Genomic DNA, 15789 nt, shown 5'->3' on the forward strand with positions numbered 1-15789 from the left:
TGAACAAAGTAATCTCCGAAATGAAATCAATGAAATCAGGAAGCGCGTGTGTTCGTTTGGGGCACCCATCCTACTTGCCTGAGCATGAATTTTGGCGAAAACTCGTCTTCCTCATCTTCAGGATCCAGCGATGGAGCCAGCGAAGGAGATGGTTCGTACGGTTCGAGGTCGGGAAAAGGGACCTGGAAGAAATCGGGTGTTTGGCTGGTCGGCATGCCGGTTTCATCTGACGATGAGATCAGGGCAAAGCTGCCCGCAAATGTGAGCAGGCCGGCCAGACCAACGCCAAGACGCACTTTGGTTTTGCCGTCCATCAACGCTTTACCTCCATTCTTTGGACCTCGCCGTTTTCCAAGACAAGCGTGCCTTCTCCTTTGTCAGAGATGAGGAAGGCGGCCAATGGCCGTTTTTCTGTTTCCATGTACCGCTTCAGGAAACGTACGCCTTCTTTTTGCCCCAGTATGACGATCACTTTGGCCAGCACCTCAGCCTCAACCAGGCAAGGCGAAATCACGGTGCATTGGACAAGGTCGCTCTGGCTTGGCCGGCCGGTTCTTGGATCGATGAGGTGATGTTGAATCCCTTCGGGCGTGCGCCATCGCCGAGCCATTGTGCCGGAGGTGGCAACAGCCCCCCGGCGAATTTGAATGAAGGCGATATCCTTGGCTGGCGGCATGTCCGGACGCAATGGCTCCCATCTATCCCGCAACGGGTGGCTGATGCCGATGGTCCAAGGCGCATCACATCCATAGCCTCCCCAGGCGTACAAGTCTCCGCCAGCATTGACCAAACCCCATGGAACGGCATGTTCCCGTTGCAGATGGCGAGCCAGTTGTTGGGCGGTCCAGCCTTTTACGATGCCTCCCAGATCGATGCGAAGTCCTGGCGGGCGTTCGAGCAATTGTTGGGAAGGGTAAATGTGGAATGTGTGTCTGTCCGGTCCGGTGACGGCTGGCTGCGGAAGCGGCCGGGTTTTGGGACAAGTTTCCTCCGCGGATATGGCGGATGGCTCGGATATAGCGACTGGTGGGAGACATTCGAACGAATGGGCATATCCGGCTTTTTCCAGCGCATCCAGGAGGAAGGGGCTGAAAAGGCCGTCTGTTTTCAGCCAAAAATGCCTGGTCAAAGATAAGACTTCGGCCATCGCTTTGGAGACGAAGACCCAAGAGCTGGATGACTGGTTGATCCGGCTGAGTTCACTTTTTGGGTCAAACCGGGAAAAGCGCTCCTGGCTGTTCCGGAACCAGATTTCGGCTGTTCTGGCATGGTGGCTGTGTTCCGCCGGGAGGATTACCTCGATCTCCGTATTCATGGCCCGGAAGCGGTGTGTGGCCATGGGAACAGGTGTGTTTTGTTTTTTCTTCGCGGAAGCGTTCGGGTGTGAACAGGTCAATTCAGTCTTGGTCATGTTTGCCATGGCGATCACCTGTCATTCGTTTCGCGGCAGTCTGTGTCATCCGTGTATCTCATCATCATCAACCTCATCATGTTTCTCATCCTCATGTTCGTCATGATGTTCGTCATGCTCTTCGGCCGGCCACCCGTCCCAGCCGCGGCCTTTCCAATCATGACCTTTCCCGTGATGATTGTCCCGGTCATGGTCATCCCGGTCACCTTGTTCGCTCATGTCGTTCCCACTCTCTGCTCTTCCGGGAACCGCAAAAGATGCGTGGGTTCGCGCTTGCGGATCTGTTACCAAGGAGGCTGCCCGATCCTGGGGCAGCACAAATAGGAATGGCTGGCTTGTGTCTGTTTCAGGATGCATGCCCGATTGAGAATGATCATCGTTTAAACGGTACGGATTCAGTGAATCGCTGTCGGTGATTTGCGCTGTCCGCTTTTCTTGCGAATCCTGATTGGCTGCAACCGCTTCGAGGAAGGCGTCATTTTGCCTGATTCCTTGAAATAGAAGGGCAATGACCAGTGTTCCGCCGGCGCCGATGCCCCATTTGATCCATTTGTTTGGTTTGGACATGATCATCACCTGATTCTTGTTTTCCTTCATTTTTCACCTTTTACTTTATGGGTTGATTCTGAAAAGAACATGAAAAGGCACGGGAGAAATCCGTGCCTTGTCATGTGTGCAGTTTGCGATTGTGCCGGCGGCAGGGGTGTCACATTTCCCTGGTGCGGAAGAGACGCATCCCGTTGAGCGTGACCAGGATCGTGGCTCCCATGTCGGCAAGGATGGCAAGCCACAGGGTCAGCCACCCCGGGAAGACGAGAAGCACGGCCAACAGCTTTGTCCCCAGAGAGAATGCGATGTTTTGCCGGATGACGCGAACGGCTCGCTGTCCAAGGTGAATGGCGAAGGGAAGTTTCAGCAAGTCGTCTCCCATCAGGACGACGTCGGCGGTTTCCAACGCGGTATCGGTGCCGGCGCCGCCCATCGCTATGCCGACGGAGGCGGCGGCCAGGGCGGGGGCGTCGTTGATTCCGTCGCCCACCATGGCTGCGGTGCCGTATTGCCGAAGGAGAAGCCGGACTTGCTGCAATTTTTCTTCCGGCAGAAGTTCCGCTTCATAATCATCGACACCCACCTGTTGGGCAATGGCTGCCGCCGTGCTCCGGTTATCGCCGGTGAGCATCCGGGTTTTGATGCCGTACCGTCTTAACCGGAGGATGGCGTCAACACTTTGCGGGCGTACCGGATCGGACACGGCCACAAGCCCCAGGATCTCTTCCTCTGTGCCGAGAAGCATCACGGTTTTTCCCTGCTTTTGCAAGGCGCCGATCCGTGCCATCAGCGGATCGGTGTTCAGGCCCTTTTCCTCGGCCCAGCTTGGTTTGCCGATCCAGTAACGGATGCCGTCGATTTCACCTTCAGCTCCCTTTCCGGGCACCGCGTAAAACGACCGCGCCGGCGCATAGGGGATTTCCCTTTCGTCAGCACGCTGGATGATCGCCCGGGCCAAAGGGTGTTCCGACCTGGCTTCAAGGCCGGCGGCCAGGCGCAACAGCTCCTCTTCCGTCTGTTCGCTTGCGGGCAGAAGATCGGTCACTTCCGGTTTTCCCATGGTGAGGGTTCCCGTCTTGTCAAAAGCGATGGCCCTGAGCCGACCGATCTCTTCCAAGTAGATGCCGCCTTTCACCAGCACGCCGTTCCGGGCTGCTGCGCCAATCGCCGAGACAATGGCCACCGGTGTTGAAATCACCAGTGCGCAGGGGCAGGCGACGACCAGCAGGGCCAGGGCTTCATACACCCAGTGATTCCAGTTTCCGCCAAGCAGGAGGGGCGGGATGAGGGCAACTCCTGCGGCCATCAGGATGATCAGCGGCGTGTACACTTTGGCAAAGCGGTCGACAAAGGCCTGGGATGGCGCCCGTTCCCCTTGCGCTTTCTCCACCAATTGGATGATGCGTGCCAGCGTCGTATCTTCCGCCCGTTTGGTGGCCCGCATGCGGAAAGCTCCCTGTTGGTTCAGCGTGCCTGCGTAGACCGGATCGCCGGGCTCTTTTTCGACCGGCATGGACTCGCCGGTAATGGGAGCTTCGTTGACGGAAGTGGCTCCCTCCAGGATGATGCCGTCGAGGGAGATCTTTTCGCCCGGTTTTACAACCAGAATATCGCCAGCGTTGACCTCTTCGACGGGGATGCGCACTTCCTGCCCGTTGCGGAGCACCGTGGCCTCTCTTGGGGCCAGCTCCATCAGCGAGCGGATCGACTGACGGGCTTTTTCCATGGAATAGGATTCCAGCATCTCACTGACGGCGAAGAGGAAGGCGACCACGGCCGCCTCATTCCATTCGCCGATGATGAGGGCGCCCGTGATAGCGATGGTCATCAGCACATTCATGTCAAAGTTGAGACGCAGCAGATTCCGGAGTCCTTTTTGTGCCACGGGATAACCGCCGATAAGGATGGATGAGAGCAGGAAGATCTTTTGCAATGATTCATATGTGCCCAAAGAAAGTCCCAGGAGCAATGTGGCCAGTGACAGCCCGGTACGCAGCAGTTTCCCGTTTGCTTGCAAGAAGGACTGGCGGACAGTCGCTTCTGCCGTCTTTACCGGAAGAATGGTGACATCTTCAATTTTCCGAATCTCTTTTTGCAGACGCTGGTCGGAAATATCCCCCTCAATGCTCAGTTTGGCCGCAACAAAATTCAGTTCCACTTCTCTTACTCCGGGCACCGCCCGAAGGTGCCGCTCCAACTTGGCGGCACAGTCGGCTCAGGTAAGCCCTTTGAGGTGATATTGCCGAAGACGGCTTTTTGTTTGGATATCGGTTGCCAAGGATATCCCCCCTTTCCGTCCAGAGGGCTCGTCTTGCGCATTCATTTATATTATTATATGAGCATGTGTTCATATTTGATTTTATGCCAAAACATGCGTTTTTGTCAAAAGGTTATTTCTGATGTTTGTTTGTAATTTATTGCTGCGGTGGTTTGGCTGATTGCTTGAACGTACTTCTTTGACATTTGAATATAGTTATTCTTGACTATTCACAAATAAATATCATAGTATGGAAAGCGGGGTCGGCATAAGGATGCAGCTTGTGGAAAGAGAACTGCTGATTCTCGGATTGTTAAAGGCGCAAGACCAGCACGGTTACAAGATCAATGAATTTATCGAGAAAAACCTGGGTCGAGTGACCAACATGAAAAAGGCTACAGCTTACGCCATCTTAAAGCGCTTGGAAAAAGAAGGTTATGTGGAATCAACTCTTGGAAAGGAGGGGAATCGTCCGGTAAAAATCGTCTACTCTATCACAATGAAAGGAGAGAAGCGGTTCGAGGAACTGCTTCGCGAGTTACTAGCCTCAACCGACGAAACAACTCATGCCGAAGAGATCAGCATTATGTTTCTCGATCATCTTTCGGTTCAGGATGCCCTGGCATGTTTGACAGTCCGGCTGAAGAAAATCGAACGTATGATCGATACATACCGGAACCTGCCGAAGCACCATAACGGCCTGGGGGTTAATCTGGCCATCAGCCGTCGCATCAGATTGTGCGAGGCAAACAGGGACTGGTTGAAAGAGACGATCGAATGGTTGAAGAAACAAACTGAAACGGATGAGAGCCTGAATCCGTGAATGGCTACCAAACGTTTGTCGGGAGCGGACTGAATTTTTTTGAAAAGATCTATTTTTTGCTGGGTGCCTGTGGCGCGGGTTCGGCTGCGAGTTCCAATTGAAAAAATTGAAAGTTGTTAAATTTAGAGGATGCTAAACAGATGTTGCGGGGAGGAAAACGTGATGAGTTCCATCATACGCCAACTGACGGACAGGGTGACAACTCCAAAAGGAGTGCGCATCACGCTCATTGTGTGGATTGTCGCCATGCTTTTGTTGAGTATGGGACCGCGCCCGGCCGATTATAAATCACCTAGTTTTCAATCCCTTCCTTCTGATGTACCATCCAAGATCGCTGCGGAGAAGCTAAAACAGTATTTTCCTGACGATCAGGGAACGCCTGCCATTCTTGTCTTCCATCGCGAGCAGGGAGATGTGGACGTTCAAGCGGTGGTGAATACGGTACAGGCTATCGCGGATGCGAACATCGAACATGTAAAAGTGCACGATTTGACGGCTTTGCCTGGTCCTGCTCTCAAGTCCTTCGTTTCGGAGGACGGAACGACCATGATCGTTCCGGCCACCGTGACAGGAGAGTTGGGCGGCAGCCAGATGGGTGAAGTGGTGGACGCCATTCTGCAGGCGGCGGAACCTGAAAGAGGGGTAAATCAGCTCTATGTGACTGGTCCTGCTGGAATTGCTGGCGACACGGTGAGACTGTTTGAAAGAGCTGATGTTGTTCTTCTGTTGGCCACTGTCGGCATCATCCTCGTGTTGCTTGTCATCATTTATCGTTCGCCATTGCTTGCCCTGATCCCGCTGCTGGCAACGGCGATTGTCCACCAGGTAGTGAATCAGTTGGTCGGGCTTCTTGGTGCGGCGGGACTCGAATTCAGTAGCCAAACGATTTCGATCATGAGCGTTTTGCTGTTTGCTGCGGTCACTGATTATTCCTTGTTTGTTTTCTCTCGTTATCGTGAAGAACTATGCCGGTACGAAGACAAACATGAAGCGATGAGGGCAGCGATGCGCGCCACCGGAAAACCGGTTCTGATCGCTGGCGGTACGGTGCTGGCGTCAATGCTTGTCCTGTTTTTCGCCGATTTCAGGGACTATGCCAATTTTGCTCCTGTTTTTGGTGTCGCCATGGTCATGATCATGCTGGCTTCCGTTACCTTGGTTCCCGCGTTATTTACCGCTTTCGGACGGAAATCGTTCTGGCCTCGCATTCCGAATTTTGGTGAGGAGACGGAAGCCAAACACGGCATCTGGGGGTTGATTGCCCGATTTGTGACCACCAGGCCCGTCACTACGGGCATTACCGTGCTCGTCGTTTTGGTTGTGACGGCGCTAAACGTGTGGAACTTGAAATTCGAATACGACATGGTGAAATCGTTTCCGCCCGACATGCCATCCCGCATCGGCTACGAAATTGTGGAGGCCCGCTATGACAAAGGAGAACTGGCGCCCACAACGATTCTGGTGGTAGACGAAAAAGGAATGTCACAGGAGCAGATCAATACATTGGCAGATCAATTGAAGGCGCAGCCGAACGTTGCCTCCGTCCGGGTTAACCGTGTCAATGATGAACACACCGCAGCAGAATTGTCATTGTCCTTCGATATCAGCCCATATTCCCCAGAGGCGGTCGAGCGCTTGTCAACGATGCGTGAGGAAGCGGATCGATACATCCGTGACGCCGGGTTGTCGGGAGAAATGTATTTTTCCGGCACGACGGCCGGGTTACTGGATGAACGCAACGTGAACCGAACGGACATCACGAAAATCGTCGTTTTGGAAACGGTGCTCATCCTTTTGCTGCTCTATGTGTTGACGCGTTCTTTGAAAATGTCGCTGTATATGATGGCCACCATTTTGTTGTCTTATGTTTCTGCGCTCGGACTGGGGCTATTTTTGGTGGATGTGATGTTCGGGTTCGATGCAGTCAGTACTCGGGTACCGATGTACGCTTTTATCTTTCTCGTTGCTTTGGGTATCGATTATAACATCATCATGGTTTCTCGTTTTTTAGAGGAACGTCAAAGATGCGGATTGCGTGAGGCGCTGGAAAGGGCCGTCCGCAACACCGGCGGCGTGATCTCCTCGGCCGGTGTGATTCTCGCGGCCACTTTCGCGGCCCTGACAACGATGCCGATCGCTGATCTGTTTGTGTTCGGTTTTATTGTCGCACTGGGGATTTTGATGGATACGTTCCTGGTCCGCGGCATGTTGTTGCCCTCGCTTATTCTCTTATTTGAGAAGGAAAGGCCCAGGTCTGTTTCCGATCTTGAACCGTCAGTGAACGAATGAATGGTGAAAGAGGTTGAACACAACATGAAATATCGACGTATCGAGCCACCTGCCTTCCGTAGCCAGGTGGCCAATTTTTTCAGATTCATGGCAAATGATGTGATCCAGGCACCATTTGGCGATAATCAAAGAAAACCAATCCGAGAAGCCAAACCTTGAGCACGAATCATGAAATATCTTGACGACTGATGACAAGATTTGATAATATTATGTCTGTCACAGGGCTTGTCCCGGGGAAAGCTGATTTGTCATGCCGAAGTGGCGGAATTGGCAGACGCGCACGACTCAAAATCGTGTGGGTTTTATCCCATGTCGGTTCGACTCCGACCTTCGGCACCATGACTCCCTCCCATCCCAACGTCAGTATTTGTCCTTTGGCACCGTTTGGGATCAGGGAGACATCACTGTCATACATACGTTTTCTCTTTGTTTTTAACGCGGTTTCTCATTGTCTATTCAATGAGGAGTCGCGTTTTTCATTTTGCGCCGCTTGCCGTTGATGAGGTTCGTTGTTTGTTTTGACGGGGAAGTGCGGTATAATCAAGATGTTTATTGAAGATTCTTATCTACAGTAAGTTCTCAAGCCATCGTGGAGAGGACCGTCGATGCAGGAAGGGCGAAGCAAGGAGGAACTATTGCAGTCACTTGCCCGTTATTACCATCAATGCCAGCGGTGTCCGTTGCATCGTGGGCGAACGCAAGTGGTATTTGGGGTAGGCAATCCCCATTCACCGTTGATGTTTGTCGGGGAGGGACCTGGTGAACAGGAAGACTTGCAGGGCCAGCCGTTTGTCGGGCGTGCAGGTCAGTTGCTGACCAAGATGCTTGCCGCCATCCATTTGCGGCGGGAGGATGTGTACATCACCAATATTGTGAAATGCCGTCCGCCGGGAAACCGGACGCCCACGGATGAGGAGATGGCCGCCTGTATTCCCATCCTCAGGCAACAGTTTGCCATCATTCGTCCCCGCATTCTGGTGACGCTGGGGGCCGCCGCCACACGGGCCATCATTGACCCGAAGGCGCGCATCACCCAGATTCGCGGCCAGTGGGTGGAGCGTGGCGGGGTGAAGATGATCGCCACTTATCACCCGGCTTACCTGTTGCGGAACCCGGCCAAAAAGGTGGAAGCTTGGGAAGACTTGCAGGCGATCCGAGCCGCGTATGATGCGCTGCACCAATCATAATACGGTAGCATGCCTTGTACAGGTGAATGCTTTATGGGCTTCGGAGTATAAGGTGCCGTTTCAGGCATCAATAAACCCCTCTCTGGGCAATGAAGAGAGGGGTTTTTTGATCCACAGGGCTCAGCGGGCCAGCTCGTAGATGGCGTGGGCATAAATGGCCGTCGCCTTCAAGAGATCCTCGACGTGGATGTGTTCGTCCACCTGATGGGCCGTCTCTTCCCTGCCGGGGAAAAGCGGTCCGAACGCCACGCCTGCCTTCAGCGTGCGGGCGTAGGTGCCGCCGCCGATGGACAGCGGCGTGCTATCCAGGCCCGTGTGTTCTTCGTAAACGCGCCGCAGCGTTTTGACCAGAAAATGCTCGGTGTCCACATGATGGGGTTCCTTGTTGGTATAGGATGCGATGTGCAAGCCCCATTGTGCCGCGGCAGCGCGGAGGTTTTCCAGCATCCTGGCAAACTGGGTGGTCACCGGATAGCGGATGGTCATGCCCAGTCGCCCTTCGGGCGGCTGGCCGTCCGCATGCCTGTACTGGATCAGCCCCAGGTTGACGGTGAGGGGACCGGTGATTTCATCCGCGAAGGCGATGCCCAGGCTGCTTCCGTGGAAGTCGCCGTAGAATCCCTTTACCAGCGCTTCGAGGAAAAGGGCGTCTTCTTCTGCAAACGCTTCACGCCTCAGAAAGTGGGCCAGCATCAGGCCGGCATTGATTCCCTTATCCGGCTCCATGCCGTGAGCCGCCTTGCCGTAACAAGTCAAGGTCAAGTGGTTCCCTGAACGCGCTGCCGTTCCCTTTCCGAGGTTGATCACGTCGCTTTCAAACCGCTTCATCAGCCGCTCCAATGCTTCCAAGGGTCCAGATATTTTCGCTGTTGCCTCAGCGGGAACCATGTTCAATCGTTGGCCTGCCTGCAACGAGACAAGTTTCAATCGTTGGACGGCAGTTTCTCTTTCATGCCGGTGCGAAGCCTCGTCGGTGTCCGGACGATATTGCAAATATAGATCAAGGATCCCTTTTTCGGCGGAGATCATGGGAAACGTGGCGTCCGGAGCGAAGCCAAAGGTGGGCATCTCCTCTTCCGCAAAATAGCGTTCCATGCAGCGCCAGCCGCTCTCCTCATCACCTCCGAGGATCAGGCGGACGCGACGGGACAAAGGCAACCCCAGCTCTTTGATGATCTTAAACGCGTACAGGGCCGCAACGGTCGGCCCCTTGTCATCCAGGGCGCCGCGGGCGTAAAGCTTGCCGTCCCTCAGGGCCGGCTGGAAAGGAGGAGTGGTCCATCCCTCGCCGGGCGGAACGACATCGACGTGGCAGAGCACCCCGACCAGTTCCTGTCCCTGTCCCATTTCGGCATGGGCGGCATAGCCGTCCAGGTTTCGAATGACAAGCCCCATCTTTTGGCATTCTTCCAGGATAAATTGCATCGCTTGCTGAATTGCGGGGCCAAACGGTGCGCCTGGCGCGGCACGTTCCTCATCCTTGACGCTGGGGATGCGCAGGAACCGCATGGCCGTTTCCAACAGCTCGTCTTTACGTTTTTCCACTTCCCGTTGCCAGTCGATCCTCACGGGCGTTTCACCTCACATCATTGTTCAAACCTCATTATACCAAATACCGAATGGCATCATGATCCATCGCATCATGGAAGTTGGAACGATGTGCAGATGTCCGGTTCTTGCGTTCGGGACTGTTTTATTCGGGACGGTTGATTGGATGGCCGATGGCGGAGTGGGATTGAGGGCCGAAACATGGTATACTCGTTGTCAGGTTACGATCGTGAAAGGATGCGACACCGGCGATGAGAAGGTTGAAACAGCTTCTGGAACAGATAGACGGACGCGGATACAAGGCATACAAGTCGATTCAGGGGACCTATACGGATGGGGAGCTCACCTTGTTCATCGATTATGTGCAAGGCGATCCGTTTGCCAGCCCCTCGCGCATCCGTCTGCGTGTCGGACGGGCAGCCTCCGGAATGCCGGAAGAATGGGATGCGTCTGTTCACCGCCGGATAGCGCTTGAGGATTTTCTGGCCCGTGTCGCCGCCAGGACAATCCGGCAATACCAGACCCGGCGGGGCAGTGGCAAGAGCGGGATGCTCGCCGTCGACGAACCGGGCCAGGAGATCCTGCCCCGGACAGCGGTCAAGGTGACCAGAGAGTATGTCGAACTGCGGATGAAGGTGGGATTGCCCGCGGCCGGCAGGCGGATTCTCGGACGGGAGGCCGCGGAAATGCTTTGCGAAGACGTGCCGTCTATCGGCAGGCAGGCCCTGTTCCGCGCTTCACTGGAAGAAAAGCGGCTGTTGGATCACTTGCAGCTGGCGGATGACCAAGCGGCGATCCGGCAGGCGCTCAAAGAGCGGGGGCTGGTGGCTTTTGTCGCAAATGGTTCCGTCCTGCCGCGGGAAAGCGGCGTGAGCAACCGTCCTTTGAAGGGAAAAGTGATCCCTTTTGTCTCACCGCCGTCTTTGGAAGTGACGATCGATTTGCCGGATGGGCGGACGATCAAAGGAATGGGAATCCCTGAAGGGATCACCCTGATCGTCGGCGGCGGCTATCACGGCAAAAGCACGTTGCTGAAGGCGATTGAGCGGGGCGTCTACAACCATATCCGCGGGGACGGCCGGGAATATGTGATCACGCGGGAGCGGGCGATGAAAATCCGGGCAGAGGATGGCCGGCGTGTCGAGAAAGTGGATATATCGCCGTTTATTAACCGCTTGCCGTTTGGCCAGGATACCCGGCAGTTTTCCACGGAAGATGCCAGCGGCAGCACCTCGCAGGCGGCCAATATCATGGAAGCGTTGGAGGTGGGGTGTGACCTGCTGCTGATGGACGAGGACACCAGCGCCACCAACTTCATGATCCGGGACGCCCGGATGCAGGCCTTGGTGGCCAAGGAACAGGAGCCAATCACCCCGTTTATCGACAAGGTGAGGCAGTTGTACGAAGAACGCCGGGTGTCCACCATTCTGGTGCTGGGCGGTTCGGGAGACTACCTGGATGTGGCTGACCGGGTGATCAAGATGGAAACCTACCGGCCCTATGACGTCACGGAAGAGGCCAAGGAGATTGCCGCCCGCATTCCGACCCACCGCCGGCAGGAGGGCGGCCGGCATTTCGGCAGCCCTCCGAAGCGCATGATCCTTCCGGAAAGTTTCGATGCCCGTCGCGGCCGCAAGGAGAAAGTGGATGCGAAGGGACTGCATACCATCGTGTACGGAGAAGAGACGGTCGATCTGGGAGGGCTTGAGCAGCTGGTGGATCCCAGTCAGACGCGGGCCTTGGCTGAGGTGTTCCGGATCTTGGAGAAGCAGGTGGCCAATGGACAGTGGAGCGTGGCCGAGTGCATAGACTGGGTGGAGAAGCAGCTTCACCGGGAAGGACTGGACTTCCTCTCGCCTTATCGCGGCCAGCATCCGGGCGATTTGGCCTGGCCGCGGCGGATGGAGATGGCGGCCGCTGTGAACCGGTTGCGCAGCCTGCGAATCCGGGCGAGTGAGAGATAGGGAGGAGAGGCCGTGTCGGGAAGCCAATTTTCGGGCGATGAGGTTGTCATTTACACGGATGGCGCCTGTTCGGGCAACCCGGGACCTGGCGGTTGGGCCGCCATTCTCTTGTACGGGAATCATCAAAAGGAGATTTCCGGCGGCGAGCCCAAGACCACCAATAACCGGATGGAACTGAAAGCGGCCATCAAAGCCTTGCAACAGCTCAAAAGGCCTTGCCGTGTCGTGCTCTACAGCGACAGCGCCTACCTTGTCAACGCCTTTCAACAGGGATGGCTTGAAAAGTGGCAGGCCAACGGCTGGCTGAACAGCAAGCGGCAGCCGGTAGAAAACCAGGACTTGTGGCAGGAGCTCTGGGCCCTGACCAGACGCCATGAGGTTCGTTTTTGCAAGGTCAAGGGGCATCACGACAATCCCTGGAACAACCGTTGTGACCAGCTGGCCGTGGCGGCCATTCCGAAGTGACGTTGGCGCGGCAGGGGAAGCAGAGGGAAAGGGGGAAAAGGTTTGGAAAAAAAAGACGGGCACACCACGCCTGCATGCAGCCCCGAAAGCGGCAGGGCCGCCGGGCGGTGGGCGGCTTTGAAGGAGGAGCTGAAAGCCTATGCCAAAACCATCGGCATCGACAAAATCGGCTTTGCCTCAGCGGAGCCGTTTACCGAGCTGAAGGAGCGGCTGGTGCGGCACCGCGAGCTGGGATATGAGTCGGGTTTTGAAGAGCCCGATCTGGAGCGGCGCACCAATCCGCAGCTGCTGATGCCGGGGGCAAGATCCATCATTGCCATCGCATTGGCCTATCCGACGCGGATGGACCATCCCCCTGCCTCGCGCAAGGGCGCGTACCGGGGCTTTTTCGCGCGGGCGGCCTGGGGGGAAGATTACCACCGGGTATTGCGCCGGAAACTGGAGGAGCTGGCCGCTTATCTTCGCCATAGGGTAGAGGGAGTTCAAACCGAAATCATGGTGGATACCGGCGCCCTGTCCGATCGGGCGGTGGCAGAGCGGGCCGGAATTGGCTGGAGCGGCAAAAACACGGCGATCATCACGCCGGAGTTTGGCTCCTGGGTATACCTTGGCGAGATGCTGACCAATCTGCCTTTTCCCCCGGATATTCCCATCACCCAGTCCTGCGGCGAATGCACACGGTGTATCGACGCCTGCCACACCGGGGCGCTTGTGGCGCCCGGGCAGCTGGACGCCAAACGGTGCGTTTCCTATCTGACGCAGACGAAAGATTTTCTGGCAGAGGAGTATCGGGAGATCATTGGCAACCGGCTGTACGGGTGCGACACCTGTCAACTAGTCTGCCCCTACAACAAGGGGCTTAACTTCACCCATCAGGAAGCATTTGCGCCCGATCCGGAGGTGGTCAAGCCGCTGTTGCAACCCATCCTGAAAATGAGCAACCGCATGTTTCGCGAGCGGTTTGGCATGTCGGCCGCCAGCTGGCGTGGCAAAAAGCCGCTGGAACGGAACGCCATCTTGGCACTGGCCCATTACCGGGATGCCAGCGCGATCCCGTTGTTGCTGGAAAAGCTGGAAGACCCGCGGCCTGTCATCCGTGGGACAGCCGCTTGGGCGGTGGGCAAGATCGCGGCCGGCCAGGAAGAGGCGGTAAGGAGGCGGGTTCAGCAGGCGTTGGAACAGGCGTATCGCCAGGAAACCGTTCCGGAAGTCAGTCAGGAGATTGAAAAGGGACTGCGTTTTTTGAAGGAAAAGGACCCTGCATCTATGGCAGATGCGGGCACAGGGAGTGAGAAGCCAGATGGTGCAATTGGTCAATGTGATGGAGTGGCTGGTGAAACAGGAGTTGGACAGGATCCTGCCGCACTTTCCGCAAACCTGCCGTTGTGAAAAATGCCGGCTCGACATTCAAGCCTACGCCTTGAACCGCCTGCCGAGCCATTATGTGGTCAGCCGGCAGGGGGAGCTGTATGCCAAGGTGTCTCAACTGGAATTCCAAATGCGTGTCGATCTGCAGAGCGCCTTGATCCAGGCGATTGAAGTGGTCACCCGATCGCCTCGGCACCAAGAAAGCCAAGCCTTGGAAAGGGATCTGGAGCGCAATCGAAGACGATTGGAAGATGAAGAACCACTTGAAGGGAGTAAAAGCTGAAGGGAGTCAACTCAGATGAGACAGAACGAGAGAAACAGGGGAAGAATGCTGATTTCCTGTCCGGACAGGCCGGGGATTGTGGCTGCTGTTTCGCAGTTCCTGTATCACTGCGGGGCCAATATTGTCCAGTCGGATCAACATTCCACCGATCCGGAGGGTGGACGTTTTTTTATGCGGGTTGAATTTGATCTGCCCAATCTGGCGGAACAACTGCCCCAGATCGAAAAGCGGTTTCAAGAAGTGGCCGACAAGTTTCAGATGGTCTGGCGGATGACCCACGCCGGGCAGAAAAAACGGCTGGCCATCTTTGCCTCACGGGAGGATCATTGCTTGCAGGAGCTGCTCTGGCGCTGGCGTTTGGGGGAATTGCCGGCCGAGATCGTGATGGTGGTGAGCAATCATCCGGATCTCGAGCCGCTGGTCAGGCCGTTTGACATTCCCTACCACCATGTTCCTGTCAACAAGGAGAACAGGGAAGCGGCGGAAAATGTGCATCTGGAGCTGCTGGAGGGAAAAGTTGACACCATCGTCCTGGCACGCTATATGCAAATCATCCCTCCGCGCATGGTGCAGCGTTACCGCAACCAGATCATCAACATTCATCACTCGTTTTTGCCCGCCTTTGTCGGCGGAAAGCCGTATCATCAGGCGTACGAACGCGGGGTAAAGATTATCGGCGCCACGGCGCATTATGTGACGGAAGAACTGGACCAGGGACCCATTATCGAACAGGATGTACAGCGGGTGGATCACCGCGATCAGGTGGAGGACTTAAAGCGCATCGGCCGTGATATGGAGCGGATTGTGCTGGCCCGTGCGGTGCGCTGGCACCTCGAGGATCGGATCCTGGTATACGGGAACAAGACGATTGTGTTTTCCTGATCGCACCTGTCGGGAATACTTCTTTGTGAGGTGATGGCCATGGGGCTCATTCCGGAGGCCACCGTGATTCTGGCCTCTGGCTCGCCGCGGCGCAGGGAACTGCTGGCATCCCTCGGGATCCGTTTTACGATCCGGCCGCCGCAGGTGGATGAGACGGTATCGCCGGGCTTGACACCGGGAGAGACAGTGGAACAATTGGCCTGGAAAAAGGGCCGCGCCATCGTCGAACAGCTGCTCACCGGACAGCCGCACGTAACGGGAACCGAAAAAGGGCGCGACACGGAATTGCCGCAGGAAAAGAAAGGGCCCGTTCTGGTGATTGCGTCCGATACGGTGGTGGTACTGGACAACCAAATTTTGGGAAAGCCGGCGGATGAGGAAGATGCCCGCCACATGCTGCGCCGTTTGTCGGGTCGCCGCCATCAGGTGTATAGCGGGCTGGCTTTGTTTGAAGTCGGCAAGGAATACAGGGAACGGCTGGGTCATGCCCGGACCGACGTACAGTTTTGCCGGCTCTCCGATGAGACGATTCGCCGGTATGTGGCGACAGGCGAGCCGCTTGACAAGGCCGGTAGCTACGCCATTCAGGGACTGGGCGCGACGCTGGTGGAAGGCATCCACGGCGACTATTTCAATGTGGTGGGCTTGCCGCTGGCGTTGTTTGGAAAATTCCTCGAGGACTGGGGATATCGCCTGTTTTGAAGCGTTGGTGTCACAAGAACGCCTTTTCTGAATTCGTGCCGCGGCATTCCTTTACGGTATA

General features: G+C 55.8%; 14 protein-coding genes and 1 tRNA gene. 10 read left to right on the plus strand and 5 right to left on the minus strand.

Annotated elements, in window-relative coordinates; genetic code table 11:
• Positions 1–35 precede the first annotated feature (35 nt).
• From BAA01_01950 to BAA01_01965, 4 genes are all read right to left on the minus strand, one after another.
• Complete coding sequence (locus tag BAA01_01950) at positions 36–314, minus strand: hypothetical protein (GenBank protein ID OUM86116.1); 279 nt, start codon at positions 312–314, stop codon at positions 36–38.
• Positions 314–1420 (minus strand): hypothetical protein, encoded by a 1107-nt coding sequence (locus BAA01_01955; GenBank protein OUM86117.1) that lies wholly within the window; start codon positions 1418–1420, stop codon positions 314–316. The genes BAA01_01950 and BAA01_01955 overlap by 1 nt, the downstream gene beginning before the upstream one ends.
• A gap of 36 nt (positions 1421–1456) precedes the next feature.
• Positions 1457–2008: a hypothetical protein gene (locus BAA01_01960; GenBank protein OUM86118.1), complete on the minus strand. Its 552-nt coding sequence runs from the start codon at positions 2006–2008 to the stop codon at positions 1457–1459.
• 109 nt (positions 2009–2117) lie between these two features.
• A complete protein-coding gene (locus BAA01_01965) occupies positions 2118–4136 on the minus strand; it encodes a cadmium transporter (GenBank protein OUM86168.1) in 2019 nt (672 codons plus the stop codon).
• Between the two features lie 355 nt (positions 4137–4491).
• Here BAA01_01965 and BAA01_01970 point away from each other — a divergent pair, with 355 nt between their 5' ends.
• From BAA01_01970 to BAA01_01985, 4 genes are all read left to right on the plus strand, one after another.
• Entirely contained in the window at positions 4492–5040 is a 549-nt protein-coding gene (locus BAA01_01970) for a hypothetical protein (protein ID OUM86119.1), read from the plus strand.
• 162 nt (positions 5041–5202) lie between these two features.
• Positions 5203–7329, plus strand: coding sequence for an MMPL domain-containing protein (locus BAA01_01975; protein OUM86120.1), 2127 nt, complete (start codon positions 5203–5205; stop codon positions 7327–7329).
• Between the two features lie 252 nt (positions 7330–7581).
• A tRNA-Leu gene (locus BAA01_01980) sits at positions 7582–7668 on the plus strand.
• Between the two features lie 266 nt (positions 7669–7934).
• A complete protein-coding gene (locus BAA01_01985; protein ID OUM86121.1) occupies positions 7935–8516 on the plus strand; it encodes a uracil-DNA glycosylase in 582 nt (193 codons plus the stop codon).
• Between the two features lie 120 nt (positions 8517–8636).
• Here BAA01_01985 and BAA01_01990 read toward each other — a convergent pair whose 3' ends face one another.
• Entirely contained in the window at positions 8637–10085 is a 1449-nt protein-coding gene (locus BAA01_01990; GenBank protein ID OUM86122.1) for a dipeptidase PepV, read from the minus strand.
• Positions 10086–10315: 230 nt separating this feature from the next.
• Between BAA01_01990 and BAA01_01995 the strand changes: the two genes are divergently transcribed.
• The 6 genes from BAA01_01995 to BAA01_02020 are packed head-to-tail and all read left to right on the plus strand — an operon-like array spanning position 10316 to position 15728.
• Positions 10316–12028: an ATPase gene (locus BAA01_01995; protein OUM86123.1), complete on the plus strand. Its 1713-nt coding sequence runs from the start codon at positions 10316–10318 to the stop codon at positions 12026–12028.
• 12 nt (positions 12029–12040) lie between these two features.
• A complete protein-coding gene (locus BAA01_02000) occupies positions 12041–12493 on the plus strand; it encodes a ribonuclease HI (GenBank protein ID OUM86124.1) in 453 nt (150 codons plus the stop codon).
• A 42-nt stretch (positions 12494–12535) separates the two neighbouring features.
• Positions 12536–13882 carry a tRNA epoxyqueuosine(34) reductase QueG gene (locus BAA01_02005; GenBank protein OUM86125.1) on the plus strand — a complete coding sequence of 449 codons (1347 nt, stop codon included), beginning with the start codon at positions 12536–12538 and terminating at the stop codon, positions 13880–13882.
• Positions 13827–14144, plus strand: coding sequence for a hypothetical protein (locus BAA01_02010; protein ID OUM86126.1), 318 nt, complete (start codon positions 13827–13829; stop codon positions 14142–14144). Before BAA01_02005 ends, BAA01_02010 begins: the two co-directional genes overlap by 56 nt.
• A gap of 15 nt (positions 14145–14159) precedes the next feature.
• Positions 14160–15026, plus strand: a complete 867-nt coding sequence (locus tag BAA01_02015; protein ID OUM86127.1) for a formyltetrahydrofolate deformylase — start codon at positions 14160–14162, stop codon at positions 15024–15026.
• Between the two features lie 33 nt (positions 15027–15059).
• On the plus strand, positions 15060–15728 hold the full coding sequence (locus BAA01_02020) for a septum formation protein Maf (GenBank protein OUM86128.1): 669 nt from the start codon (positions 15060–15062) through the stop codon (positions 15726–15728).
• Positions 15729–15789 lie beyond the last annotated feature (61 nt).

The organism is Bacillus thermozeamaize (assembly GCA_002159075.1).
Lineage (GTDB): Bacteria > Bacillota > Bacilli > ZCTH02-B2 > ZCTH02-B2 > Bacillus_BB > Bacillus_BB thermozeamaize.

Coding starts and splice junctions, on each gene's coding strand:
- BAA01_02020 (OUM86128.1), top strand. CDS start 15,060: ATGGCCATGGGGCTCATTCCGGAGGCCACCGTGATTCTGGCCTCTGGC.
- BAA01_01995 (OUM86123.1), top strand. CDS start 10,316: ATGAGAAGGTTGAAACAGCTTCTGGAACAGATAGACGGACGCGGATAC.
- BAA01_01975 (OUM86120.1), top strand. CDS start 5,203: ATGAGTTCCATCATACGCCAACTGACGGACAGGGTGACAACTCCAAAA.
- BAA01_01950 (OUM86116.1), bottom strand. CDS start 314: ATGGACGGCAAAACCAAAGTGCGTCTTGGCGTTGGTCTGGCCGGCCTG.
- BAA01_01985 (OUM86121.1), top strand. CDS start 7,935: ATGCAGGAAGGGCGAAGCAAGGAGGAACTATTGCAGTCACTTGCCCGT.
- BAA01_01960 (OUM86118.1), bottom strand. CDS start 2,008: ATGAAGGAAAACAAGAATCAGGTGATGATCATGTCCAAACCAAACAAA.
- BAA01_02015 (OUM86127.1), top strand. CDS start 14,160: ATGAGACAGAACGAGAGAAACAGGGGAAGAATGCTGATTTCCTGTCCG.
- BAA01_01970 (OUM86119.1), top strand. CDS start 4,492: ATGCAGCTTGTGGAAAGAGAACTGCTGATTCTCGGATTGTTAAAGGCG.
- BAA01_01955 (OUM86117.1), bottom strand. CDS start 1,420: ATGGCAAACATGACCAAGACTGAATTGACCTGTTCACACCCGAACGCT.